Source organism: Plantactinospora endophytica (assembly GCF_016862915.1).
Classification (GTDB): Bacteria; Actinomycetota; Actinomycetes; order Mycobacteriales; family Micromonosporaceae; genus Plantactinospora; species Plantactinospora endophytica.
In genome coordinates, this window is the sequence record NZ_BONW01000025.1 from 107,933 (window position 1) to 131,446 (window position 23,514).

Here is a 23,514-nt window from a genome sequence, read left to right on the forward strand (position 1 = left end):
GTCCACCCCGCCACTTTGTCGTTTACCGCCGGGACGGTGCCGCAACGATGGCCGATTCGACATACGGTCGACTTACCAACCCGCTCGCCTGGGCCGAGGTTCTGCCCGACCACCTTTTTTCCGCGCTTTCGGAATGGATCAAAGGGCAGCCGTTCGACCTCACCCTGCACCGCTGGTTCACCGACGGCCGGAGCGGCTCCTATGTGGCCTCGGTCCGGCTGCGACCGCACCGTGGTCCGCAGCGCGGGGCGATCCTGAAGCTGGTGCCGCCGCACCTGGCCGCTGCGGAGTCGCGGGCGGTGGGCCTGGTGGAGCAGCACACGCCGCCGGACTTCTACGAGCGACACCTCGTCCCGACCGAGTGGGTCGGCCCGTTGCCGGGCAGCGCCTGGTGGCTGCACCTACAGGCGGTGGCCCAGACCGACGTCAGCACGATGCTGCCGCTGGACAACCTCGTCGACCACGCCGAACTCGCCGGCTACTGCGCCGACATCGTCACGGCCCTGGTCGAGGGCTGGCAGGGTGGCCCCGATCCAGCGAGCAAGGCGGTACCGCCGGCCGAGTTCCTCCGCGCGGACCTGGCCGGCAAGCTGGCCGGTCTGCACGCGTTCGCCCGGGCGGTCGGGCTCGACGTGCAGGGCGCCCCCGACCTGGTCGTGATCCCGGGTCGGCCCGACCCGCTGCCCAACCCGTTCGCGCTGCTGGAGCGCGGTGGCGGCGCGGACGAGATCGAGGTCTTCCGGGGCAACGGGCACGGCGACCTGCATCCCGGCAACATCCTGATTCCGGTGGGCCGCAAGGTGCGGGCCGCTGACTTCCGGCTGATCGACCTGGGCCGGTTCTCCCCCGCCACCCCGGTCTCCCGGGACCCGGTGAAGCTGATCCTGGCGATCGCCGACCGCTGGCTGCCCGGCCTGGCGCCGTACTCGTCGCTCCGGTCGAGCCTGGCGGAGCTGATCGTCGCCCCCGACCTCTATCCGCGTACCCCGCCGATCGCCGGATATCTCGAGGTGGCGGAGGCGGTCTACCGGGCGGCGGCCGGCTGGGCGAACCGACGCGGCCTGGTCGAGGAGTGGGCCCGGCAGTACCTCCTCGTGCTCGCCGCCTCCGCCCTCCGCACGGTGAGCCGGGACGACGTCGCCCTGCCGGACCGGTGGTGGTATTTCGAACTGGCCGCGCTGGCCCTGCGGGCCCTCGACTCCGGTGACCGGGGCATCCCGATCGACCTCACCACACCACCGAGCGCCCCGCGCGCGGCGCCGGCCGACCCGCCGACGCCGCGCGGTCCCGACCCGGAACCGCTCCGCCCGAACGGCGCGGCGACACCGCCGGTCACCCCGGACACGGCTCCGGGACTGCGGGCGCCGGCCGGTAGGCCGGGGTCCGACCCGACACCCCCCGGGGCGCGTCACACGGGTACGGGTCGGGCCAGCTACTCCGGCCTGACCAGGGTCCAGTTCGGCCGGCGCCTCGGTGACAGCTGGTCCGAACTCGTCGACCTGCTCGGGATGCGGGCGGACGAGGTGGGCCGGCTGCCGCAGGGCCGGGAGGCGGGCCACATCTGGCGCTGGCTGGAGGTCCGGGGCCGGGTGCCCGAGCTGCGGGACGCCCTGCTCGCCCTCGACCGGCCGGATCTCGTCCAACTGCTCGACGACGACGAGGACGGTTGACGGTGTCGTTCAGCCCGGAGGCGGCGCAGGAGTTCTACGACCGCCTGCACCACGACTGGCCGGAACTCTGCACGAAGCTCGGCATCGAGGGCCAGGAGCAGGAACGGTTCCCCCCTGGCCGGGAGGCACAGCACATCTGGCGCTGGCTGGAGGTCCGGAAGCGGCTCGACCGACTACCGGACGCGCTCGTCGCCATCGACCGGCAGGACCTGGCCGACGATCTGGAGGCCGGCCGACTGCCGGAGCGGGTGGCGGCGGGGAGCCCGTCCCGGACCCTGCCGGGCGGGCCGAGGCTGTCGGGACAGCTGCTGGCCCAGCGGTACGGCACCGCCGCCGACCTGGAGAAGCAGGGCAGATATGCCGAGGCGCTACGGCAGTTGCAGATGGTGACGGCGGGTGTGCTGTGCGATCGGGTCCTGCTGCTGCTGCAACTGGGCCGGCAGACCGAGGCGGCCCAGCTCCTGGACGAGGTGGACCGGCTGCACCGGGAGGTCGGACTCGTCGAGTACGAGGCCGACCGGCTGACCGCCGACTACTATCGCGCGGCGGTGCTGTGGGAGCAGGGGTTGCCGAAGCAGGCGGAGTCGGCATACCGGGCCGTGCTGGGGACGCGTGCCGAGGTGCTCGGTGCGCAGCATCCGGAGACCCTGCGTACCCGGTGCAGCCTGGCCGGCGTACTCGCCGACCGGGGTCGGTTGGGCGAGGCCGAGGCCGAATACCGCACGGTGCTGGCCGATCGGCTCGAGGTCCTGGGCAAGTCCCATCCGGACACCGCGCTGACCCGGTACGCCCTGGCGGACCTGCTGGTTCGGCAGGGTCGGAGAACGGACGCCGAAGCGGAGTACCGTCTGGCGCTTCAAGTATGCGAACAATTCCTTGGGCCGGAACACCCGAGCACGTTGGCCATTCGGCACCGACTGGTGTTCCTGCAACAGCCGCAGCGCGGGCGCGATTCGACGTAGGCCGATATGTGCGCCATCCACGGCGTGCTCCGGCGGATTTCTCGACGACCGTCACCCGCGCATCCGGACGCTCGCCGGTGATCTCGACCGTCGGCGATCCGCCGACCATTCCGGACGATGCCCCGAGAACCATCCTCGATCCGGCGGCCCGGCCGGACCCGAAGCGGGGCACGGAACGGCGCCCCGTGCCACAGATACGCCGCTGCCAAGGTTTTGCAGTAATGAATGAGGAGCGGATGAACGCTTTCCTGCGGACCCCGGAATCCACAGTGCCATCCCGGCGTTACTACCGGTACGACAACGCGTAGCCTGGGTACATCAGGTCCGGTTGCCCACGCCCCCGGAGCGACCCTCCGAAGCGGCAGGTAGACCACCCTGCAACTCTGAGTAGTCAACAGCGAGCCGCAGGAGGCCACACCATGGCGGCTCCACATTCGATGACCGCGCGAGACAGCCCGAGTGACGCAGGTCACCGCCTCGCAATACCAGGGTGCCGTGCATAACCCGCTCCACATACTGCGATAAGCTGTATGCAGTGCGGGTAACCCGATGATCAAACTACTCTACGCGAGGGCCCATGGCGATGACTGACCGTCCAAGATCCGCTGCGGAGCGTCGAAGGTTGACTCGTAGACTGCGTCATCTCCGTGCCGAGTCCGGGCTGACCCAGACCGACGTGGCCAACCGGCTCGACTGGTCGCAGTCAAAGGTCAACCGCATCGAACTCGGCGAGGTCGCAATTACTCGCACCGATCTCTCCGCACTGCTGGAGATCTACGGGGTGGCTGAGCCGGAAACCATTGCCGAGCTACTGGCGATCGCAAAGACCGCACGACAGCAGAACTTCACGCAACATCGCGACATCTTCGCCAAGGAATTTCTCCACTTTCTTGAGTTCGAAGGGCTCGCGAATCACATAAAGCATTACGAATCAAATGTGGTGCCAGGGCCGCTACAGACCGAGGAATACGCCCGGGCAACTCTCCGGGCCGTACGCATGGTCGATTACCTGCCAGCACGGGATCGTCCGGAGGTCGACGATCTCATCGAGCGGAAGATCCGGGTCCGGATGGAACGCAAGCGCCTGCTGCTCCAGGAGTCCGACGCGGTCAAGGCCGAATTCATCCTCAACGAAGGGATTCTCCGACTGGCGGTCGGCGCGGAGAGCGGGCAGCCGGAACTCATGACCCGGCAGCTACAGCATCTCGCCGAACTCGCCGAGGTGCCGAATGTCGACGTACGGGTCCTGCCGTCCAGCGCCGGAGCACATCCGGGGCTACAGGGCGGCTTCGTGGTGTTGGAACTGCCCGAGCCGTACGGCGATTCGCTGCTCTACATGGAGAACAGTGCGGGAGAACTGTCGACCCGGGACCAGCCCGACAAGGTCGATCTGTTCGTGAAGGTGTTCGACCAACTGCGCGCCCGCGCGGTGGCCCTCGCAGACCTGGAACCGCAACTCGGAAACCGAACGGTGGACTAGCACCATGTCATGGCGGGTCGCCGACTGCCGGGCCGGTCGACGCGCCTCCGCCCTCTCCCCTCGGAGTGACCCAGTGACCACCACCTCGACGCTCGCTCGGCGCCGGGTACTGCCGGGCCGGCAGAAGCCGGCTCGGCGGCGCAACCTGCCCGGCGTACGACCGTGACCAGCTCGACGCGTCCGGATCGACCGGGCGCCGAACCACAGGAATCGGGGTTCAGCCGCCTCCTGCGGGACGTGATGAGCGACAACCGCAAGACGCTGCGGGCGATCGTGATCGGACTTGCCGGCACCGCCTGCTTCGGGCTCTGCGCCCACTTCCTCGGCTGGCTCAGCTGGCCGAAACTGCTGATCCTCGCCGCCTGCGTGACCATCGTGAACGTGGCCGGAAGGGCCGCCAAGGCGTACCAGAGTCGGACGGATCACGGATCGCCTAGGAGCGATTCCGCCGAACCCGCTCCTCGACCTCGCGAAGGTGATTCAGGATCGGAGTGGAATAGATCCCCCCGGCTGCACTGAGCAGCATCGCCGTTACGGCGAACGTAATGGTTCTCACCGTTCCGCCGAGATTGCCGAAGCTCCGGATGACCATCTCCGCAGCGAGTAGCGCCGTCACACCCGTGGCCAGGCTGTACACAGCGAGGCGCAGAGCCGAGGGATCGTCGTCATTCGTCGATGAACTTCGACCGTTCGGAGGATAGCGTCGAACACCTGTCCGCCCGGCGATCTCTCCTCTGGCCTTCACGCTCATCGCTTCCTGGGATACAACGCCGCCTCCTCGTCCTGGCCCTAGCATAGGGTCCTCCGCCTCTCGCGTCTGCCCAGAGGGACAAGATCAATCCTTCCTGCGCTGTCAGATAGTGGGCAACGACGTTGACCTGCCCAGATCGACGTACGCCAACACCTCTCCCCTGGATTCTGCGTCGCTCTCCTCCTTACACTTGCGGAATCTGGAATCCCCTCGCATCCGGCGGCCCTGATTTCCAAAGGCGGTCTGAATGGCCCGCTGGAGTTCGCTGCGGGGGCCTCGGAACAGCGGCGCTCAGGGCCGCGCCACGACGAGGAGGCACGTTGGTGGCGTCAGAGGAGCCCGAGATCACCTGGTGCAGAAGCTCCCGGAGCATCGAGGGCAACTGCGTGGAAACGGCACTCACGCTGGGTGAGACGGTGGCGGTCAGGGACTCGAAGGACCCGCCGGTCCAACTACGCTTCGCGACGGCACGGTGGTCCGCCTTCCTCGACCGCATCCGCTCGGACGGAGACGCGACGGGTGACGGCGCGACCGGAGACGCGACGGGTGACGGCGCGACCGGAGGCGGCCCGATCGGCGCCGGTTGATCCCGGCCCGTCCTCACGGAAGCTGGTAGACCGCCATCCGGCCGTTCTCGAACCGCAGCCGGGCCAGCCGGCCCAGGTCCGGGGACTCCAACCCGACCGACCGGTCCACCACGAGCCACCGTACGGCGTGCCGGTCCCGCAACTCCCGCAACCCGGCCTCGGTCGGCGCCGTGATCGCCTCGTCGTTGCGGCGCAGCAGGTCCTGGTCCCAGAACGGCGTGTACGCCCCCGACGACGCCACCCGGGGCGCGAACCCCCAGCCCTCGACCAGCACCCGACGCTCGGCGTACGCGCTGAGCCAGAACGAGCGGGCGTCGCACCAGCCGTTCACCACCGCCAGGCAGTGCACGTTGGTGGCGAGCACGTCACCCGGAGCGCTGTGGTCCCGGGCGAACCGGGCGGCGTCGATCCGGGACTTCGGCAGCGAGATGTTGGCGTACGCGCCGCCGTTCGGCGATGCCTCCGACTTGCGCATGTCCATCAGCAGCCCCGGCGCCCCGACCACCAGCACGGCGGTGAGCAGGGCGATCCCGCCCCGCTTCTGCAAGGCGGCGATGCCCAGGCTGGCCGGCAGCCAGATCCCGGCGGCGATCGCCGCCAGCACGGCCAGCACGGCCGACCACCAGAGCAGCGGGCGCAGCCAGTCGAACATGGTCTCCCCGGTGGCCGGCTCCGCGTACTCGAACTGGATCGCGACCAGCGCGACGGCCAGGGCGAGCGCACAGAACCCGAGCACGGTACCGGAACGCCGGCTCAGCCGGGCCCGGTCGGCGACCATCAGGTAACCCCAGGCGGACAGGACCACCGCGAAGGTGAACCCGGCCCGGGTGAAGTACTGGTTGGCGCCGCCCGGCTGACGCAGCAGCAGATAGAGCGCCGGCCCGGCGAGCGCGCCGCCGAGCAGGAACCACTGCACCGGTTCGAGCCGGCCCCGGCGCAGCCAGAGCAGCGGCCCGATGCCGACCACCCGGAGCTGCATGTTCACCACGAAGGCGGCGACCACGGCAAGCACCGCCAGCGGCATCGGCCAGCCGTCCGGCGGTGGCGTCCAGTACGGCTCCAGGCTGCTGACCAGCGGCTCGACCGCCATGCCGTACGACTTGAACCGGTAGAGCACGGCGGTGGCGAAGAGTTGCGCAGCGGCGGTGGCCAGCCCCGCCCCGACCACCGCCCACGGGATCCGACGGGTACCGATCAACAGCGCGACCGCGGTGACCGCCAGCGCCAGCCCGACCACCGGCAACGAACTGGCCTTCGCCCCGCTGGAGGCGAGCATCAGCAGCGGGGCAAGTACGAACGCTCCCTTGCCGATCGCGGCGACCGGCCGGTCGGCCCGCCGGTCGACCACGTCGGCGAGTACGGCGATCAGCGCGATCAGCAGCACCCAGCTGTAGATCATCGACATGCCGTGCCAGATCACGAACGACGCCTGGGTGCCGAACGGCATGGTCACCGGGTCGGTGAAGTTCGTCTCGCCGATCACGAAGAACAGCACGGCCGCGACCGCACCGACCGCCGGCCGGCCGCTGACCCGCCAGCCCAGCACGGCGGTGAGCACGATCGCGGCGGCGCACAGTGCCGGGATGGTCAGCCGGAGCGCCACCACCGGCAGGTCGATCCCGCCGATCAGGCTGGTCGCGGCCATGTGCACGTAACCGAACCAGTGGTAGTCGAGCGGTTCGGCGGCCACCTGCGGCAGGTGGATCGGGAACTGGTGCTTCGCCTCCCCGGCCAGCGAGAGCTGGTAGGCCAGGTCGAGATACTGGTGGGTGTCCTCGGAGGTGGGCAGGATCGGGTTGCGCTCCAGGAAGGTGCTGGAGAGGTAGGTGGTGAAGAACGCCACCGCCCCGGCCACCGACCACGACCAGCCGACCGGGGTCGGCCGGTAGTCCCGGACCAGCCAGTGCCGGCGCAGTTTCGGCACGGCCAGGAAGAGCGCGACGATCGCCGCCGGCCAGGTCCAGAGCCAGCCGGCGAGGCCGAGCCAGGCGTACAGCGCCCAGGCCGGCAACTCCAGCACCAGCCCGACGGCGGCACCCATCGCCACGTCCTCGACCAGGGTGTGCGGCCGGCGCCGCAGCGCCCGGTAGACCAGGGTGCCGGGCAGGATCAGCGCGAACAGCAGGTAGCCGGCGTACCGGACGAGATCGAGCGGGGCGGTGTCGGCGGCCAGCAGTACCACGGCGAAGTGGCCGGCTCCGACCAGCAGCGGCGCCCAGCGGAGCAGTGCGGCGGGTACCGGCGGGCCGGCCGGGGCGGCGGAGTCCGCCTCCACCGGAGCGGTTGCGGTCACCGGACCACCCTCGGTGCCTCGGTCGCCAGGACCGGCACCTCCGGACCTCGGACCGGCACCTCGCCCGGTTGGGGTGGCACCTCGGTCACCGGGACCGCCTCCTCGACCAGGTCGGCCGTGTCGGAGCCGACGAAGTAGCTGGGCCGGCCCTGCACCGCCGCGTAGATCCGGGCGATGTACTCGCCGAGCAGCCCGAGACAGAGCAACTGGACGGCACCGAGGAAGAGCACCGCGACGTAGAGCGAGGCCCAGCCGGTGACGGTGGAGTCGCGGAAGTACATCACCACGGCGAAGACCACCATGACCAGGCAGAGCAGCATGCCGCCGGCCCCGAGCCAGGTCGCCGCCCGCAGCGGGGCGCCGGAGAAGCTGGTGATGCTGTCGGTGGCCAGCCGGAACATCCGGGACAGCGAGTACTTCGTGCTGCCCGCCGCACGCGGCTCGCGGACGTAGCTCACCTCTCCGCTGGGAAAGCCCAGCCAGGGCACCACCAGCCGGAGCACCGGGCGTCGTTCGGGCAGCTCGCGCAGGGCCTCGACGGTCGCCCGGCTGAGCAGGCGGAAGTCTCCCGCCTGGGCCGGCACGGCGTTGCCGACCAGCCGGCGGACCACCCGGTAGTAGATCCCCGCCGTGGACCGCTTGAAGGTGGTGTCGGTGGAGCGGTCGCCGCGTACCCCGTAGACGATGTCCAGTCCGCCGTCCCGGGCCAGCCGCAACATCTCGACCAGCACCTCCGGCGGATCCTGGAGGTCGGCGTCGATACTGGCGACGTAGCTGCCCCGGGCCCGGAACAGCCCGGCGATCAGCGCCGCCTGGTGACCGCTGTTGCGGCGGAGCCGGACGATCCGAAGCTGCGGCCAGCCGCGCCGCATCCCGACCAGCAGTACCGGGGTGGCGTCGGTGCTGCCGTCGTCGACGGCGACCACCTCGTACGGCTCGCCGAGCCCGTCGAGCACCGGTCGGAGCCGTTCGACCAGCAACGGAAGGACGCTCTCCTCGTTGTAGATCGGCACCACCACGGACAGGGCCGGCTCCCGGCTCGTCACCGCGCACACCCCCGTCTTCAGCTCACCGGACAACAGCCGAACGCTACCAGCCGGTCCAGTGACCGATCTCACCAGCGGCCCGACCTCCCCCACTGTTCAGGAGCAGCTCGTCCGGGGCAGTCCGGCCACCGCCACCGGGGAGCGCCCGGTCGGCCGGGCCTTGCCGGCAAGTACCTCGGCCAGCGCGGTCAGCGACGCCGACGTCGAGGAGTACGTCGCCAGCAGCACCTTGGAGCCGGCCTTGCCGAGCAGGTACGGGGTGTCCATCGCCACCGTCACGGCCGCGTCGGCGCGCAGGTCGGCGGTGCCGTCGTCGTACCCGACGAGGTGCACCACGGCCCCGCCGGACGGGGTCACCCTGACCCCGGCGGCGCCCAGCGCCTTGGCGAGCCGGTCCCGGCTGCGCTCCCGGCCGCTGGCGGCGGTCACCGTCACCGGCCCGGTCACCAGCGGTGCGCCGCAGCTTCCGCGCAGCATCGTGATCGACGACGCCGACGCGCGGCGGGCGGCCTCCTGGTGCCCGGCGCTGTTCAGCGTCTCCATCGCCGGCCGGGACCCCTCGGCCAGCCGGAACCTGAGCGTGAGCACCCGGGTCGCCGCCTCCACCAGCCGGGCCCGGGGCAGCGAACCGTCCCGCAGCGCGGCCAGCACCCCGTTGTACGCCTCGGTCACGTTCGGCGGCATCAGCACCAGGTCGTTGCCGGCGTTGAGGGCCCGCACGGCGGTCGTCCCGGGCGGCTGCTTGGCCACCGCCGCCATGTCCATCGCGTCGGTGACCAGCACACCGGTGAAGCCGAGCTGTCCCCGGAGCACGTCGGTGAGCAGCTTGCGGGAGAAGGTCGCCGGCACCTCCGGGTCGACCGCGCGGACGTCGAGGTGCCCGGACATCACCAGCCAGGCCCCGGCGGCGATCCCGGCCGAGAACGGCGGCAGCGCGTTGGCCTCCAGCTTCTTCCGGTCGGCGGTCACCACCGGCAGGCCCTTGTGCGAGTCGGCGGCGGTCTGGCCGTGCCCCGGGAAGTGCTTGAGGGTCGCCGCGACGCCCGCGCCCTGCAAGCCCCGGACGGCGGCGCCGACCTGCGCGCCGGCCGCCTTCGGATCCGAGCCGTACGAGCGGGAGCCGATCACCCGGCTGTTCGCGTCGAGTACGTCGGCGCTCGGCGCGAAGTCGACGTTGACCCCGAGCGCGGCGAGTTCGGTGCCGGCGGCCCGCCAGGCCGACTCGGTGACCGCCGGGTCACCGGCCGCGCCGAACGCCATCGGGCTGGGCAGGTTGGTCACCCCGTCGGAGATCCGGGTGACCACCCCGAACTCCTGGTCGATGCCGATCAGCGCCGGGGCGGCCCCGGTCGGCAGTTTCCCGGCCGCGGCCTGTAGCCCGGCGGTCAGCTCGCGTACCTGGGCCGGGCTGTCGACGTTCGTGGTCGGGTTGGTGTCGCTGGTGGGGTCGTCGGCGGAGAAGCCGACCAGGATCAGTCCACCCAGCCGGTACTTGGCGATCATCTCCGCCGGGGTTTCGACTCCGGCCAGCTTCCTGTTGCCGGCCGCCGACCCGCCCGACACCTTCGTCGCCGAGTTGCCGTAGGCGTACGGCATCAGCACCTGGCCGGCCAGGTCCTCGTCGGCGAGGGTGGCGACGAGCTGGGCCGCCCGGGCCGCCGGGTCCGGCGCCGCCGACGGGCTGGCGCCGGTCGGCGAGGGTGTCGGCGCCCCGGGCGCGGGGTCGGCCCCCGGCTGCCGCGAGCCGGCGCAGCCGGAGACGATCAAGGCGGTGACGAGGGGAAGCACGACCGATGCGCGCCGGAGGGGAGTTGGCACGCCCGCTATCCCACCAGCCCGCCTCTACCCGGGCAACTTGACCAACGCCCGCGCCACCGCAGCACGCCGAGCCACCGGCACCACGCCGAGCGCCGGCACGCGCCGGACGGCGGGCCGGTGCCGCGCCCGTGCCGCTGCCCATGCCGGGTGCCCGTGCCAGCGGCGGTCAGCCGACCCGGGTGAGCAGGGTGACCGGGGCGCCGTCCCCGGCGTACCGGTACGGCTCCAGCTCGGCGTCCCAGGCGGTCCCCATCGCCTTGTCGAGGGCGTGTGCGAGCGCCTCCGGCGCCCGGGCCGACGCCATGATCGACCGCAGCCGGTCCTCGCCGAGCTGGATGTCGCCGGCCGCTCCTGTGGTGGCCCGGAACAGCCCCCGGCCGGGCACGTACATGAATCGTTCGCCGTCCACGCCGGGACTCGGCTCCTCGGTCACCTCGAAGCGGATCATGGGCCACTGTCTCAGGGCAGCCGCCAGTTCCGCACCGGTCCCCGGCCGGCCGGACCACCCGCACTCCGCCCTACGGGCGCCCGGATCGACCGGCTGGGCCGTCCAGTGCAGGGTGACCGGCGCGGTGAGGACGCGCGCGATCGCCCACTCGACGTGCTGGCACACGGCGAGTGGGGTTGAGTGGACGTATACGACGCCACGCGTTGGCACGGTGACCTCCCGGAGAGCGAGGTGCGTCTTCCCCTACGACCTCGACCTCGGCGGGCTGATCTGACCGTGCGATTGCTGGAACACATGATGACGCTTGTGACGGATGGTACGCCAGGGATTCACGAAACTGCCCCGGGGGAATAGCCGTACCGGTGACGGTAGTTGGACCCCACGTCAGCGGCGGTAGCCGACCGGCCATCATCGTTGTCGTGTAAAATCTGCCCGGCGGCGTCTGTCGCCCAGGCTGTCCCCTCGGACTGTTCAGTCCTCCCGTACGTCTTCAAGGAGTACCTCCGTGGCGAGCAACACCTCCAAGACCGCGCGCGCATCCGTCCGTGCCGGCCAGGCAGGCCAGGGTGGCGCCCTGAGCGTGCTCGGTGAGTTCAAGTACCTCATCCCGCTCAACGGCGGCAAGCACGCTTACGTGCGGAACCTGACCAACGGCAAGACCTCGCACCTGCGCACCGACTCCGAGGCCTTCGTCGAGGAGATCCGGACGCTGGCCGGTGCCGGCCACGCCATCAAGATCCGCGCCGAGCTGAACAACCTGGCCGCGGCGTACCCGTCGGACGGCTGGGACACCACCGAGAAGCGGCTGGTCGAGGCCGGCGTCTTCGAGGCCTGAGCACACCGGCACCACCAGCACCACCCACTTCGTAACGCCCCGACCCGGATCACCTCCGGGTCGGGGCGTTCACGTGTGCCCGGACGCGCCAGCGCCTCGACGGCACGCCCCGGCAGCCCACCGCCCTCCCGCCACCGAACAGCGTGAACCCGGCCACCGACCACGGGCCAGCGGCCACGGGCCATCGGCGGGACATGATTCGGCGGGACGACGGACGGGTATCCCACCGACAGGTATCCACCGGGCGGCGACGGTCCCGGGCGCGACGCGGAGGTGAACATGCCCGATCCGGTCCCGGTACGGCTCACCGACGGGGTGACGCTGCACGCCGACGTCTCCGGCCCGGACGCCGCCCCGATCACCGTCGTGCTGCTGCACGGCTGGACCCTGGACGGGCGTACCTGGCACCGGCAGGTCACCGCGCTGCGCGAGAGGTACGGCGACACGGTTCGGGTGGTCTGTTACGACGCGCGCGGGCACGGTCGGTCCGGCCCGACCACGCTGCGTTCGGCCACTCTCGGCCAACTCGGCGACGACCTGGCCGAACTCCTCGCCAGGCTGGCACCGAGCGGCCGGGTGGTGCTGGTCGGGCACTCGATGGGCGGCATGACGGTGATGGAGTACGCCCACCGGCACCCCGCCGACTTCGCCCGCCGGGTGGCCGGACTCGTCTTCGTGTCCAGTACCGCCGAGGGGCACACGCACACCGGCTACGGCGTACCGGCCCCGCTGGCCCGGCTGATCCGGATCGCCGAGACCGCCGGGGCCGGACTGCTGGCCCGGTGTGGCGGCTGGCACACCCCGGCACCGCTGTTGCAGGCGATCCGCCCGACCCTGCGCTGGCTGCTCTTCGGCGACGCCTGCGACCCGGCCGACATCCGGCTCACCACCTCGGCGGTGGCCCGGGCCTCGCTGGTCTCGATCGGCGGGTTCCGGCCGTCCATCGGGGCGCAGCGCCGGCTGGAGACCCTGGCCGCGCTCGCCGACCACGACCTGCCGGCGGCGGCCCTGGTCGGCGACCGGGACCGGCTCACGCCGCCGCGCTGTGCCGAGTCGATCGCCGAGGCGCTGCCGTCGACCGAGCTGACCGTCTGCCCGGGTGCCGGCCACATGCTGATGCTGGAACGCGCCGACCTGGTCAGCGCCGCGCTGCTCTCGGTCGTCGACCGGGTGCTGCCGGCGAGGAAGATCACTCGGAAGGCGGCGGCCCGGGCCGGGACGAGACGGACCCGGACCATCCTCGAACAGCCCAGACGGGTCGGCGCCCGACGCGGCGCAGCATGCCCCTAGGGCTGTCCCGCGAGCCCTTAAGGCTGTCCCGCGAGCCTTCCGACCGGCCGAGGCGGGGGCGTCCAGCACTGCCACCGAGATCCTCGACACAGCCGTTGCGCCGGATCGGCACGCTCCGGGGCTGGCGTGGCCGAGTCGGTCCGGGCCGGCACGGCGTACCCTCGCTTCCTGGCAAATGCGCGGCGCGTGGCGCTCCGGACCGCCGGTCCGGGGTGGCCGCGTGGCCGCAGATCGATCTCCGGGAGCAGACGCGTTGACCGACCACACCACGCTGCGGCAGGAGATCGAGGCGGAACAGCGCCACCTGGACCGGGTCTACGCCCGGCTGGCGCAGTTGCGGCACTCCGCCGTGCTGGCCGAGCGGGACGGCTACCAACTCGCCCGGGTCGGCAACTTCGGCGCGCTTGTCGAACGGGACGCGATGGTCTTCCACGCCGCCCGGCGCCGGCACACCCTGGACGCCGAACACGAGGGCCTGGTCTTCGGCCGGCTGGACCTGCGTACCGGGCAGGTGTTGCACGTCGGCCGGCTCGGCGTACGCGGGGAGCACGCCGAACCGCTCGTGATCGACTGGCGGGCACCGGCAGCCGCCGCCTTCTACCAGGCCACGGCCGCCGAGCCGGCCGGCGTCGTACGCCGTCGGGTGATCACCTCCAGCGGCGAGCGGGTGACCCGGATCTCCGACGACCTGCTCGACCCGGCGGCGGCGCCGGACGGGATGCGGGTGGTCGGCGACGGCGCGATGCTGGCCGACCTGTCCCGGACCACCGGCCGGGAGATGCGCGACATCGTCGCCACCATCCAGCGGGAACAGGACGAGGCGATCCGCTCCCCGGCCGGCGGGGTGACCGTGGTCTCCGGCGGTCCGGGTACCGGCAAGACGGCGGTGGCCCTGCACCGGGCCGCCTACCTGCTCTACTCCGACCGCAGCCGGTTCGCCGGCGGCGGGGTGCTGGTGGTGGGTCCGTCGGCCGTCTTCGTCGACTACATCGGCTCGGTGCTCCCCTCGCTCGGCGAGAACGCCGCCACCCTGCACTCGCTGGGCTCGCTCGTCGAAGGGGTCGAGGCCGTCCGCACCGACCCGGCGGCGGTGGCCGCCGTCAAGGGCTCGCTGCGGATGCGCCGGGTGCTGGAGCGGGCGGTCCGGGACCAGGTCCCGGACGCCCCGGACGAGCTGCGGCTGCTCTACCGGGGCGAACTGCTCCGGCTCTCCGGCGCCGAACTGGAACGGATCCGGACCCGGGCGCTGCCGCCGGGCGCCCGCCGCAACGAGGTACGCCGGGCCGGCTTCGACGGCATCTTCGCCGCCCTCTGGGCACAGGCACAGGAGCTGCGGGTCGGCCGCCTGCCCGACCAGCGCAGCTTCGAGGACGACATCGCCGAACGCCCCGAGTTCCGGGACTTCCTGCGCGCCTGGTGGCCCCGGCTACACCCCCGGCACGTACTGCCCTGGCTGGCCCGGCCGGAGCGGCTGCGCCGGTACACCGCCGGGATCCTGTCGAGGGCCGAGACCCGGCTGCTCGCCGAGGCGTACCGGACGTCGGGCGGCGAGGGTCTCACCGTGGCCGACGTCGCCCTGCTCGACGAACTCGACCACCTGCTCGGCCGGCCGATGCGCCCGGCCCGGCGCAGGCGTGACCCGTACCAGCTCGTCGGCGGGGTGCGCGAGGTGACCACGTACGCGGACCGGCAGCGCTCGGCCCGCTCCGACCGGGACACCGCCGAGCGGCCGGCCGACTACCGCGAGTACGCCCACGTGGTCGTCGACGAGTCCCAGGACGTCTCCCCGATGCAGTGGCGGATGCTGGGCCGGCGGGGTCGACTGGCCTCCTGGACCGTGGTCGGCGACCCGGCCCAGACCGCCTGGACGGGCGACCCGGCGGAGCTGTCCCGGGCCCAGGACAAGGCGCTGGGCCGCCGCCCCCGGCACGAGTTCACCCTCACCACCAACTACCGCAACTCGGCGGAGATCTTCGCGGCGGCGGCCCGGGTGATCCGGGAGATCGCTCCCGACCTGCCGCTGCCGGTCGCGGTCCGGGCCACCGGGGTACCGCCGGTCGAGCTGGTGGTGCCGGCCGAAGAGCTGCCGGACGCGGTCCGCGAGGCGGCGGCGAAGCTGCTCACCGAGGTGGAGGGGACGGTCGGGGTGATCACGCCGGTGCCGCGCCGGGACGAGATCGCGAGCTGGTTCGACCCGGCCCCGGACCCGCGCCTCCAGGTGGTCGACACCATGCAGGCCAAGGGCATGGAGTACGACGGTGTCGTGCTGGTCGGCCCGACGGAGATCCGGGCCGGTTCGGCGGCCGGGGTACGCACCCTCTACGTCGCGCTCTCCCGCGCCACCCAACGCCTCACCACCGTCGAACCGACCTAACGCCCGCTGGAGATCGTGCTAATACAGGGAAATAGTGCCTTCCGTCGCCAGGTGAAGGCACTATTTCCCCGAAACAGCACGACTCTCTGGGTCAGGCGTGGGTCTTCGCCAGGCTGACGAACGCCCGCCAGGCGGTCGGGTCGAAGGTCAACGTCCCGCCGTCCCGGTCCTTTGTGTCCCGGACCAGCACTCGGCCGGGGAGGTTGTCGGCCACCTCGACGCAGGTGTTGCCGCCGTTGCCCGATCGAGTGCTCTTGCGGAACCTCGGCAGCTCACTTGAGTTCATTGATCATCCTCAGCAAGATGTCTCTGGACTGATCGACGGACAGCGCCAACCCGTCCACTTCTTCCCACAGTAGCGCCAGCTCGGTCACGTCGGCGGGCGAGGTAGCTACCCGGCCGCGCAACTGGTCGTCGAGGTAGCCGACTCGCCGGCCGTCCGGCATCGTGGCCAGCGCGAGTGGACCGCCCAGTCCAGCATGGATGCCCATTCCGCCAGGGACGATCCTGATCTTCGCCGACGACCGGTGGCCAACATCGATCAGGTGGCTGAGTTGGTCTTTCAATGCCTCCCGAGATCCCTGCCGTAACGCAAACTCGCCTATCAGACATGTCACCGCTACCGAAGGGGCGCGTTCCAGCACGGCGGCTTGCCGATTGAGTCGGGTCGACACCATATCGTCAATGCGATCCCTGTTGCGAGGAATCGATTTGAAGACCTCGCGCATGTATGGTTCGCGCTGGACGAGGCCAGGGATCAACATCGGCTCCCAGCTCTGAAGCAGGATCGCACGTAGCTCATGCTCTACCCAGGGCCGCATCCATGGCGCGCGGTCTTCCTGTGCTGTCTTTGCCAGCCCTTGGATTTCGCTGCCGGTGCCAAACGCCTCGTCAAGGCGTTGCGCCGTACCTTCCTGCGGTACCAGCTTCCCCGACTCGAAGGACTGAACAGTCGACTTCGACACGCCGATCGCGGCGGCAAGCCGATCTTGAGAAAGCTTTCGCTGCGTGCGCAGCTCACGAATGCGGGCCGGCAGCGATGGCGGTTGGTCATTCATGGTTATCACCCCGGGTGGTCGGCAGGTATGCCGCCATCACCGGGCGGCCATCGCGTTCATCTTCCGATATCGCAACGTCACGGTCCAGGGTGGAGGGCAGACGGAAAAGCATTTGCGGCGGCCCGCTTCAACATGCCGGGGGCGTGGCCCGCAAGATCCGCCCCGATGGTGGGTCGCCTTTCCGTCAACGGGGGCGGTGCTCGTACGGGACACGGGCACCGCCCCTTTCTCTTGTTTGTCGCAACGGGAGGGCAAAAGAATGAGACAGCTACGAGGGACCAGACTTCGCCATCGCCGGATCTGGTGGCGCCTGTGGCGGTACTGCTGGTGTGGACACCGATGGATCTGTCCTGACGCCAGGATCGCGCGGGAAGCACGGGTCGGACACGAGGACGCTCCGCCACCTCCGCCCCCGCAACCGGCGGAGCCGCAGCGGCCGTTGATCCATCTCCCCGGCTCCCGCAACGCGCGCCGGTACGACGGGTGGAACGGGCCGACCCGGGCGCATCTGCTCAACGGTCGGGCGGGCGGCCTGACTCCGGCGCAGCAGCACCGAGCCCGCCACGCCGAGCGGGTGTAGACCCGTGATCGGGCCGTGGGTGCGGTGGGAACGACACATCGCCCGACGACGGGTGCGGGAGCGCCAAACGGCCGGGCAGCACGTCCCCACGGACACGTACGCCTGTCGAGAGTGCGAACACGACTGGCCCTGCGCGCCGGCCCGGCTGGCACTGCTGATCGGCTTCGACGGTGACCGGGTGGGGTTGATGATGTACCTCGCCGCGCACCTCGCCCGCGCCCTGGAAGCGCTGCCCGACCGGCACCCGGCGCTGATCGTCGGGCAGATCATCTACTGGGTGCCCCGCCGCCGATAGCGCCGGTTCGGCACCCCCGAAACGTCGGCACCGGCCTCCGCTTCCCCGCGCATCACCCGGGGCCGGCACCGACAGGGAAGCACCCCGGGGCCACCGTTATCCCCTCTGGAGTGGCCTCGGGGTGCGACCCGGATCGTTCACTCTGTCCGCCCCGCACGGGTGCGCCTGCGACGCCGGATCAATTGCCCCTCCGCCAGCGTCGGAGCAGGCGTTCTCTGGCCTCCGCCCCCTGCCGCTGCCCGTCCTGCCCCGCCCGCTTCCAGTCGTCCTTGAAGGACGCCCATTTCCCGGGCCAGTGGCGACGGAACACCATCGCATAGGTTCGTAGGTCGAAGAGTCGCTCCCGGTGGACGATCTGTGCCACCGCCTCCATGTCGGCGCCCGGAACGAACTTGCCGGGACGCCACACCTGAATCCGGAAGCTGCCGCCGTCCCACCACAGTTCCTGCTGCCGGCACAACTCCTTCGCCAACTCCCGAGCGCTTCCGAAGCCTGCCGCGTCCTTCTTCGAGACGTTCCGCGTCTCCAACGGCAACCACCGTCCGGCGAAGAAGTAGTCGACACGAACGACGTAGGCTGCCAACTCGATCCCTCCCGCCAGCGTCGCGTCGGAAGCCGACACGTCTCGATTGTTCGCACCGCTGTCAACGGGCGGCGTATGAGGCGATCATGTCCCGAGCCGCCGGGCTGTCCGCATCTCGACAGCTCGGCGGCGCCGCGGCCCGGTCCCGGCGACACTGGCCCGATGCGTCCCGTCGTACCGGTGCGCCCCGGCGCCCGCCCCGGCGGATGAACCGCCCGCTGCTCCGCCTCGCCCTGGCCGGGCTGCGCGCGCACGCCGTACGGGTGGTGTTGACCGGGTTCGCGGTGGTGGTGGCGGTCGGCTTCCTGGCCGGCACCCTGGTCTACGGCGACACCGCCCGGGCGGCGTTCTACACCGACCTGGCCCGCTCGGCCCGGAACGTGGACGTGCTGGTCGAACCGGAGCACGGGCTGCTGACCCCGGCGACGCTGCAACGCGTCCGGGCCGTCGAGGGTGTCGCGGCGGCGGACGGCCGGGTGGTCGCCTGGCTGGGCGTACTCGACCGGAACGGCAAGCTGGTCACGAGCCGGGAGCACATCGGGTACGCCCTCTCGGTGCCGACCGAGTCCGCCCTCGCCCCGTACGACGTGGCCGCCGGCCGGCTGCCCACCGCCGCCGGAGAGGTCGCCCTGGACCGGGCCACGGTGGCCGGCGCCGGTTTCGTTCCCGGCGGCCCGGTGACCGTGCTGGACCGGGCCGGCGCACCGCACCGGATGCGGCTGGTCGGCACGCTCGACCTCGGGGTGAACCGGCTCTTCGGCGGCTCCACCGTCGCCGCGCTGACCTCGGCCGACCTCGGCACGCTGACCGCCACCGTCGACTACGCCCAGGTGGTGGTCCGGGCCACCGACGGTACCGACCCGACCCGGCTGCGGTCCCGGATCGCCGAGGCGGTCGGCCCCGGAGCCAGCACCCTGTCCGGGGCGGCGCTGCGGGACCGACTGGCCCGCCAGGCGGCCAAGTACGTCGACGGTTTCCTCGCCGTGCTGCTCGGCTTCGGCCTGGTCTCGCTCACCGTGTCGGCGTTCGTCATCTACAACACCTTCGCCATGCTCGGCGCGCAGCGGGTCCGGGAGCTGAGCCTGCTCCGCTGCGTCGGCGCGTCCCGCCGGCAGGTCGGCGTCGCCGTACTGCTGGAGGCCGGCGTGCTGGGTCTGCTCGCCTCGCTCGGCGGGCTGCTGGCCAGCCTGCTCGTCGGGTACGGGCTGATCCGGGGGCGGGAGTTGGTGGCCTCGGACATCCCGCTGCACGCCCCGGTGGTCCGCTGGCCGACCGTGGCCGTCGCGCTCGGCTTCGGCGTCCTGGTCACGGTGCTGGCCGCGCTGGTACCGGCGGTGGAGGCGAGCCGGGTGCCGCCGCTGGCCGCGCTGCGGGCCCGGGACGCCGTCGAGGCCGGCCCCGGGCCGGGGCGCCCTCGCCGGGCCCGGATCGCGGTCGCGGCCGGGCTGGTCGGGACGGGTGTGCTGGCCGTACTCGTCGGCCTGCCGCTGGCCTTCCCCGGGCTGCCGCTGGTGCTCGGCGGCGGCATGGTCGCCTTCCTCGGCGCGGTCGTCGCGGCGCCGCTGCTGGTCCCCCGGGCGGTCCGGCTGGTCGGGTGGCTGCCGGCCCGGATCTTCGGGCCGGTGGTACGGCTGGCCGTGGCGAACGCCCGGCGCAATCCCCGACGGGCGGCGGCGACCAGTACCGCGCTGACCATCGGGGTGGCGCTGATGGCGATGTTCAGCGTGCTGCTGGCGACCGCCCGGGAGCAGGCCGGACGGGAGCTGACCGAGAACTTCCCGGTGGACTTCGTGCTGGACCGGGTCCGCACCGACGGCTCCCCCACGGCGGTACGCGGCCCGCTGCCGCCCGGGGTGGCACAACTGCTCCGCCCCGATCCGGCGTTCGGCACCGTCGCCGAGATACGCCTGGCCGAGGTACGCCTGGCCGAGGTACGCCTGGCCGGCTCGCCGCTGGACGCCCGGATCCGGGTCTGGGCGGTACCGCCGGAGCAGTTGCACGGTGTGATCCGTCCCGAGGTGACCGCCGGCAGCCTGGCTGGGCTGGCCCCGGGAACGGTGGCGGTGAGCCGGCAACTCGCCGCCGACCGGGGCGTCGGGGTCGGCGACCGGATCGCGCTGGGCCTCGGCCCGCCCGGCCCGCTGACCGTGGTGGCGGTCTACGACGACACCCCGGTCGACGGTGCCGCCCTGGTCTCCTGGTCGTCGTTCGTCGCCGCGTACGGGCCGGGTGAGCCGGACCGGCTCCTCGTCGACCTCGCCCCGGGGGTGTCGACGGCGGCCGGCCGGCAGGCGCTGGACGCGGCCCTGGCCGACCAACCGGCGGTTCGGGTACGCGGGCTCGCCGACCAGGCCGACGCGCTGTCGCGCACCCTCGACGAGTTGCTCGGCATCTTCGCCGCCCTGCTCGGCATGTCGGTGCTGGTCGCCGTGCTGGGCATCGGCAACACGCTCGCACTGTCGGTCTTCGAACGCCGCCGGGAGTCCGCGACGATCCGGGCACTGGGCGTGTCCCGCCGGCAACTGGCGGCGATGCTGCTCACCGAGGCGGCCCTGGCCGGGGCGGTCGGGGCACTGGGCGGGATCGCGCTCGGCCTCGGCCTCGGCTGGACGGCGGCGATGGGACTGATCAGCAGCTACGGGCACGGGCTGCCGGCCGTACCCGTCGGGCAGCTCGCTCTCTGCGCCGCGCTGGCGGCCGGAGCGGCGGTGCTGGCCAGCCTGCTGCCGGCCCGCCGGGCGGCCCGGGCACCGATCGTCAGCACGCTCGCCGACGAGGGGTGAGGGGCGGCGCCGTCCGCGCCTTGCCCTCGCGCTCGCCTAACCCTGCCCTCGCCCCTGCCCGCGCCGAGCGGGACGACCGGCCGCGCGCCGTCCGGTCGTTTTCTGGATAGGAACGGTTCCGGCAGCGTCCTCGGCCGGCAGTATCGACAGCAGGGGCGACCGCCGACGGCGAGGAGGGGTGGGTGGGCGCGGGGCACGACCACGGGGGGCAGCTCACCCGTACGGCGGAACAGCACCGGGGACGGCTCTGGGCCGCCTTCGCACTGCTCGCCGTCCTGATGCTGGTCGAGACGGTCGCCGCACTGGTCACCGGCTCGCTCGCGCTGCTCTCCGACGCCGGTCACATGTTCACCGACGTACTCGGGATCGGGATGGCGCTGGCCGCGATCACGGCGGCCCGGCGGGCGGTGGGCGACCCGCAGCGGACCTTCGGGCTCTACCGCCTGGAGGTGCTGGCGGCGCTGGCCAACGCGGTACTGCTGTTCGGGGTGGCCCTCTACGTCCTGGTCGAGGCGGTACGCCGGTTCGAGGATCCGCCCCGGGTGGCGGCCGGCCCGATGCTGGTGGTGGCCGTACTCGGGCTGCTGGCCAACGCCGTCGCGTTCGGGCTGCTCCGGGCCGGGGCGCGGGAGAGCATCAACCTGCGCGGCGCCTATCTGGAGGTGCTCGGTGACCTGCTCAACTCGGCGGGTGTGATCGTCGCCGCCGTGGTGATCATCCTGACCGGCTGGCGCTGGGCCGATCCGATCGTGGCGTTGGCCGTCGGGCTGTTCATCCTGCCCCGCACCTGGCGGCTCGGCCGCAGCGCCGTACGCATCCTGGTGCAGGCCGCACCGGAGCATCTCGACGTGGCCGCCGTACGCGGCCGGCTGGCCGGGGTACCCGGGGTGTGCGACGTACACGACCTGCATGTCTGGACCCTCACCTCCGGCATGGAGGTGGCCTCGGCCCACCTGAGCCTGGACCCCGGCGCCGAGGTCGGTACGGTGCTGGCGGCGGCGCGGTCGGCGCTGCGCGAGGAGTTCCACATCTCGCACGCGACCCTCCAGGTCGAGCCGGACGACGCGCCGGGCGGCTGCGGCGGCACCGACTGGTGACGACGGTTACGCCGACACCGGAAGCGGTGACGGTTGCGGTGCGTGGCGACGTACTGACGGGTAGGTGTCGGAAATCTGCCGTGCACGATGATCCAGGCTCACCGATAGTTAGCGGCATCTTAAGTTTCGGGGGAGCTGGCGAACTTTTTGTCCGGATACATCCCCTCCAATTAGGAGAATCGCGAATTTAACTCCGGCAACGCCACGTATCCCCGGACGGCAACTGCCGGTAGGCTCGGCTCCGGTTTCCGCCGGGCGGCGCCCTCCGGCGCCTGCGGGAGCCGTCGCCTAATCGCCACGCGCGAGCCGGGGAACCACGTACCAGGGGTGTATCCGCGCCTGCGGTAGGGATCTTCCGTCCCGAACCCGTCAGCTAACCCGGTCGGCGGCTGACGGAAGGACATTGTCATATGCCGTTCCTGGCACCCACCCGAATGGCTCCGGCGTCCGCGCGCAGAGCCGGAAGACCGCCCCGGAAGGCCGCGACGCGGCCGACCGCCATGACAGCCATGGTGGCCACCCTGGGCATGGTCCTCGCGGCCCTCGGCGGCGCACCCGCCGCCGCGGCACCGGAGTACGCGCCCCCCGGGGCGCTGGCCGCGGCACCCGGCGGGGACGACATCGACGGAGGCACCGACAGCCTGCGCGAGCAGCTCCAGGCCGCCAGCAAGGGCTACGTCACCGCCAAGAACAAGTTGGACAGCTCCGTCAAGCGGCAGAAAGAACTGAACCAGGAGCTCGCCTCGCTGCGTACCGAGGTGACGACCCGGAGCACACGGGTCGGCGAGATGGCCGACATGGCCTACCGGACCGGCCGGCTCGGGCAGGTTTCCGCGCTGCTCAACAGCGGCTCCCCGACCAGCCTGGTGGACCGGGCCGCCGCCCTCGACACCATCTCGGCCAACGAGAGCCGGGAGCTGCGCGGGCTGCGGGAGAGCCTGGACAAGGAGACCCAGGCCAAGGCTGCGCTCGACCGGGAGGTCGGCGAGCAGCGCAAGCAGGTCGAGGTGATGGAGACCCGCAAGAAGCAGGCCGAACGGGCGCTCGCGGCGGCGAACAACAGCGGCGGCGCCGGCTCGGGAATCAGCGGCAGCGGCGGCGGGTCGGCGCAGCCGGCACCCCGCAACTCCGACGGTTCCTTCCCGGACGAGTCGTGCAGTCAGAACGACCCGACCACCAGCGGGTGCATCACCGCCCGCACCCTGCACGCGCTCAAGCAGGCCCAGGCGGCCGGCTTCACCCGGTTCGTCTCCTGCTTCCGCAGCGGAGGCAGCGGCGAGCACCCGAAGGGTCAGGCGTGTGACTTCGCCGCCCAGAAGAACGGGTTCGGCGGGGTGGCCACCGGCGGCGACCGGACGTACGGCAACAACCTGGCCGCGTACTTCGTGCGCAACGCCGATCGGCTGGGTGTGCTGTACGTGATCTGGTTCAAGCAGATCTGGCTGCCGAGCAGCGGTTGGAAGACGTACAACGGGGGCAACGGCGACCCGTCCAGCGATCACACCAACCACGTACACCTGTCGATGAACTGATCGACCGCACGTCCGCGACGAAGCGGCCCGCC

The 23,514-nt window shown here is 71.7% G+C and carries 19 protein-coding genes and 1 riboswitch; of the genes, 12 read left to right on the forward strand and 7 right to left on the reverse strand.

The window, feature by feature from the left end; translation table 11 throughout:
• Positions 1-47: 47 nt before the first annotated feature.
• The 5 genes from Pen02_RS25875 (at position 48) to Pen02_RS25895 (ending at position 5,450) form a co-directional block, all read left to right on the forward strand.
• The gene (locus Pen02_RS25875; protein ID WP_203868690.1) at positions 48-1,670 is read left to right on the forward strand and encodes a hypothetical protein; all 1,623 of its coding nucleotides are present in this window, start codon (positions 48-50) and stop codon (positions 1,668-1,670) included.
• A 2-nt stretch (positions 1,671-1,672) separates the two neighbouring features.
• Entirely contained in the window at positions 1,673-2,632 is a 960-nt protein-coding gene (locus Pen02_RS25880; protein WP_203868691.1) for a tetratricopeptide repeat protein, read from the forward strand.
• 583 nt (positions 2,633-3,215) lie between these two features.
• Positions 3,216-4,112, forward strand: a complete 897-nt coding sequence (locus Pen02_RS25885; protein WP_275413610.1) for a helix-turn-helix domain-containing protein — start codon at positions 3,216-3,218, stop codon at positions 4,110-4,112.
• Between the two features lie 162 nt (positions 4,113-4,274).
• Positions 4,275-4,631, forward strand: a complete 357-nt coding sequence (locus tag Pen02_RS25890) for a hypothetical protein (RefSeq protein WP_203868693.1) — start codon at positions 4,275-4,277, stop codon at positions 4,629-4,631.
• Between the two features lie 555 nt (positions 4,632-5,186).
• On the forward strand, positions 5,187-5,450 hold the full coding sequence (locus Pen02_RS25895) for a DUF397 domain-containing protein (protein ID WP_203868694.1): 264 nt from the start codon (positions 5,187-5,189) through the stop codon (positions 5,448-5,450).
• Between the two features lie 13 nt (positions 5,451-5,463).
• On the opposite strand, the gene Pen02_RS25900 is transcribed toward Pen02_RS25895, so the two are convergent.
• The 4 genes from Pen02_RS25900 to Pen02_RS25915 form a co-directional block, all read right to left on the reverse strand.
• The gene (locus Pen02_RS25900) at positions 5,464-7,743 is read right to left on the reverse strand and encodes a hypothetical protein (protein WP_203868695.1); all 2,280 of its coding nucleotides are present in this window, start codon (positions 7,741-7,743) and stop codon (positions 5,464-5,466) included.
• Positions 7,740-8,822: a glycosyltransferase family 2 protein gene (locus Pen02_RS25905; RefSeq protein WP_239141294.1), complete on the reverse strand. Its 1,083-nt coding sequence runs from the start codon at positions 8,820-8,822 to the stop codon at positions 7,740-7,742. Before Pen02_RS25905 ends, Pen02_RS25900 begins: the two co-directional genes overlap by 4 nt.
• A 63-nt stretch (positions 8,823-8,885) precedes the next feature.
• Positions 8,886-10,607 (reverse strand): glycoside hydrolase family 3 protein, encoded by a 1,722-nt coding sequence (locus Pen02_RS25910; RefSeq protein ID WP_203868696.1) that lies wholly within the window; start codon positions 10,605-10,607, stop codon positions 8,886-8,888.
• A 166-nt stretch (positions 10,608-10,773) separates the two neighbouring features.
• Complete coding sequence (locus Pen02_RS25915) at positions 10,774-11,265, reverse strand: DUF3145 domain-containing protein (protein WP_203868697.1); 492 nt, start codon at positions 11,263-11,265, stop codon at positions 10,774-10,776.
• Positions 11,266-11,560: 295 nt separating this feature from the next.
• Between Pen02_RS25915 and Pen02_RS25920 the strand changes: the two genes are divergently transcribed.
• The 3 genes from Pen02_RS25920 to Pen02_RS25930 all read left to right on the forward strand — a co-directional run bounded on the left by Pen02_RS25920 (position 11,561) and on the right by Pen02_RS25930 (position 15,554).
• On the forward strand, positions 11,561-11,890 hold the full coding sequence (locus Pen02_RS25920) for a hypothetical protein (RefSeq protein ID WP_203868698.1): 330 nt from the start codon (positions 11,561-11,563) through the stop codon (positions 11,888-11,890).
• A 279-nt stretch (positions 11,891-12,169) separates the two neighbouring features.
• Complete coding sequence (locus tag Pen02_RS25925; RefSeq protein ID WP_203868699.1) at positions 12,170-13,180, forward strand: alpha/beta fold hydrolase; 1,011 nt, start codon at positions 12,170-12,172, stop codon at positions 13,178-13,180.
• A 253-nt stretch (positions 13,181-13,433) separates the two neighbouring features.
• Positions 13,434-15,554: a HelD family protein gene (locus tag Pen02_RS25930; protein WP_203868700.1), complete on the forward strand. Its 2,121-nt coding sequence runs from the start codon at positions 13,434-13,436 to the stop codon at positions 15,552-15,554.
• A gap of 91 nt (positions 15,555-15,645) precedes the next feature.
• Here the strand turns inward: Pen02_RS25930 and Pen02_RS25935 are convergent, their stop codons facing one another.
• Together Pen02_RS25935 and Pen02_RS25940 are read right to left on the reverse strand one after the other, a co-directional pair.
• A complete protein-coding gene (locus Pen02_RS25935) occupies positions 15,646-15,840 on the reverse strand; it encodes a DUF397 domain-containing protein (protein ID WP_203868701.1) in 195 nt (64 codons plus the stop codon).
• Complete coding sequence (locus tag Pen02_RS25940; protein WP_203868702.1) at positions 15,827-16,612, reverse strand: helix-turn-helix domain-containing protein; 786 nt, start codon at positions 16,610-16,612, stop codon at positions 15,827-15,829. Before Pen02_RS25940 ends, Pen02_RS25935 begins: the two co-directional genes overlap by 14 nt.
• Positions 16,613-17,196: 584 nt before the next feature.
• Between Pen02_RS25940 and Pen02_RS25945 the strand changes: the two genes are divergently transcribed.
• Entirely contained in the window at positions 17,197-17,487 is a 291-nt protein-coding gene (locus Pen02_RS25945) for a hypothetical protein (RefSeq protein WP_203868703.1), read from the forward strand.
• A gap of 178 nt (positions 17,488-17,665) precedes the next feature.
• Here the strand turns inward: Pen02_RS25945 and Pen02_RS25950 are convergent, their stop codons facing one another.
• Entirely contained in the window at positions 17,666-18,109 is a 444-nt protein-coding gene (locus tag Pen02_RS25950) for a hypothetical protein (RefSeq protein WP_203868704.1), read from the reverse strand.
• 47 nt (positions 18,110-18,156) lie between these two features.
• On the opposite strand from Pen02_RS25950, the gene Pen02_RS25955 reads away from it, so the two are divergent.
• From Pen02_RS25955 to Pen02_RS25965, 3 genes are all read left to right on the forward strand, one after another.
• On the forward strand, positions 18,157-20,853 hold the full coding sequence (locus tag Pen02_RS25955) for an ABC transporter permease (RefSeq protein ID WP_203868705.1): 2,697 nt from the start codon (positions 18,157-18,159) through the stop codon (positions 20,851-20,853).
• Positions 20,854-21,035: 182 nt separating this feature from the next.
• Complete coding sequence (locus Pen02_RS25960) at positions 21,036-21,950, forward strand: cation diffusion facilitator family transporter (RefSeq protein WP_203868706.1); 915 nt, start codon at positions 21,036-21,038, stop codon at positions 21,948-21,950.
• A 275-nt stretch (positions 21,951-22,225) separates the two neighbouring features.
• Positions 22,226-22,354: riboswitch (cyclic di-AMP (ydaO/yuaA leader) on the forward strand.
• A gap of 96 nt (positions 22,355-22,450) precedes the next feature.
• Positions 22,451-23,482 carry a coiled-coil domain-containing protein gene (locus tag Pen02_RS25965; RefSeq protein ID WP_203868707.1) on the forward strand — a complete coding sequence of 344 codons (1,032 nt, stop codon included), beginning with the start codon at positions 22,451-22,453 and terminating at the stop codon, positions 23,480-23,482.
• Positions 23,483-23,514 lie beyond the last annotated feature (32 nt).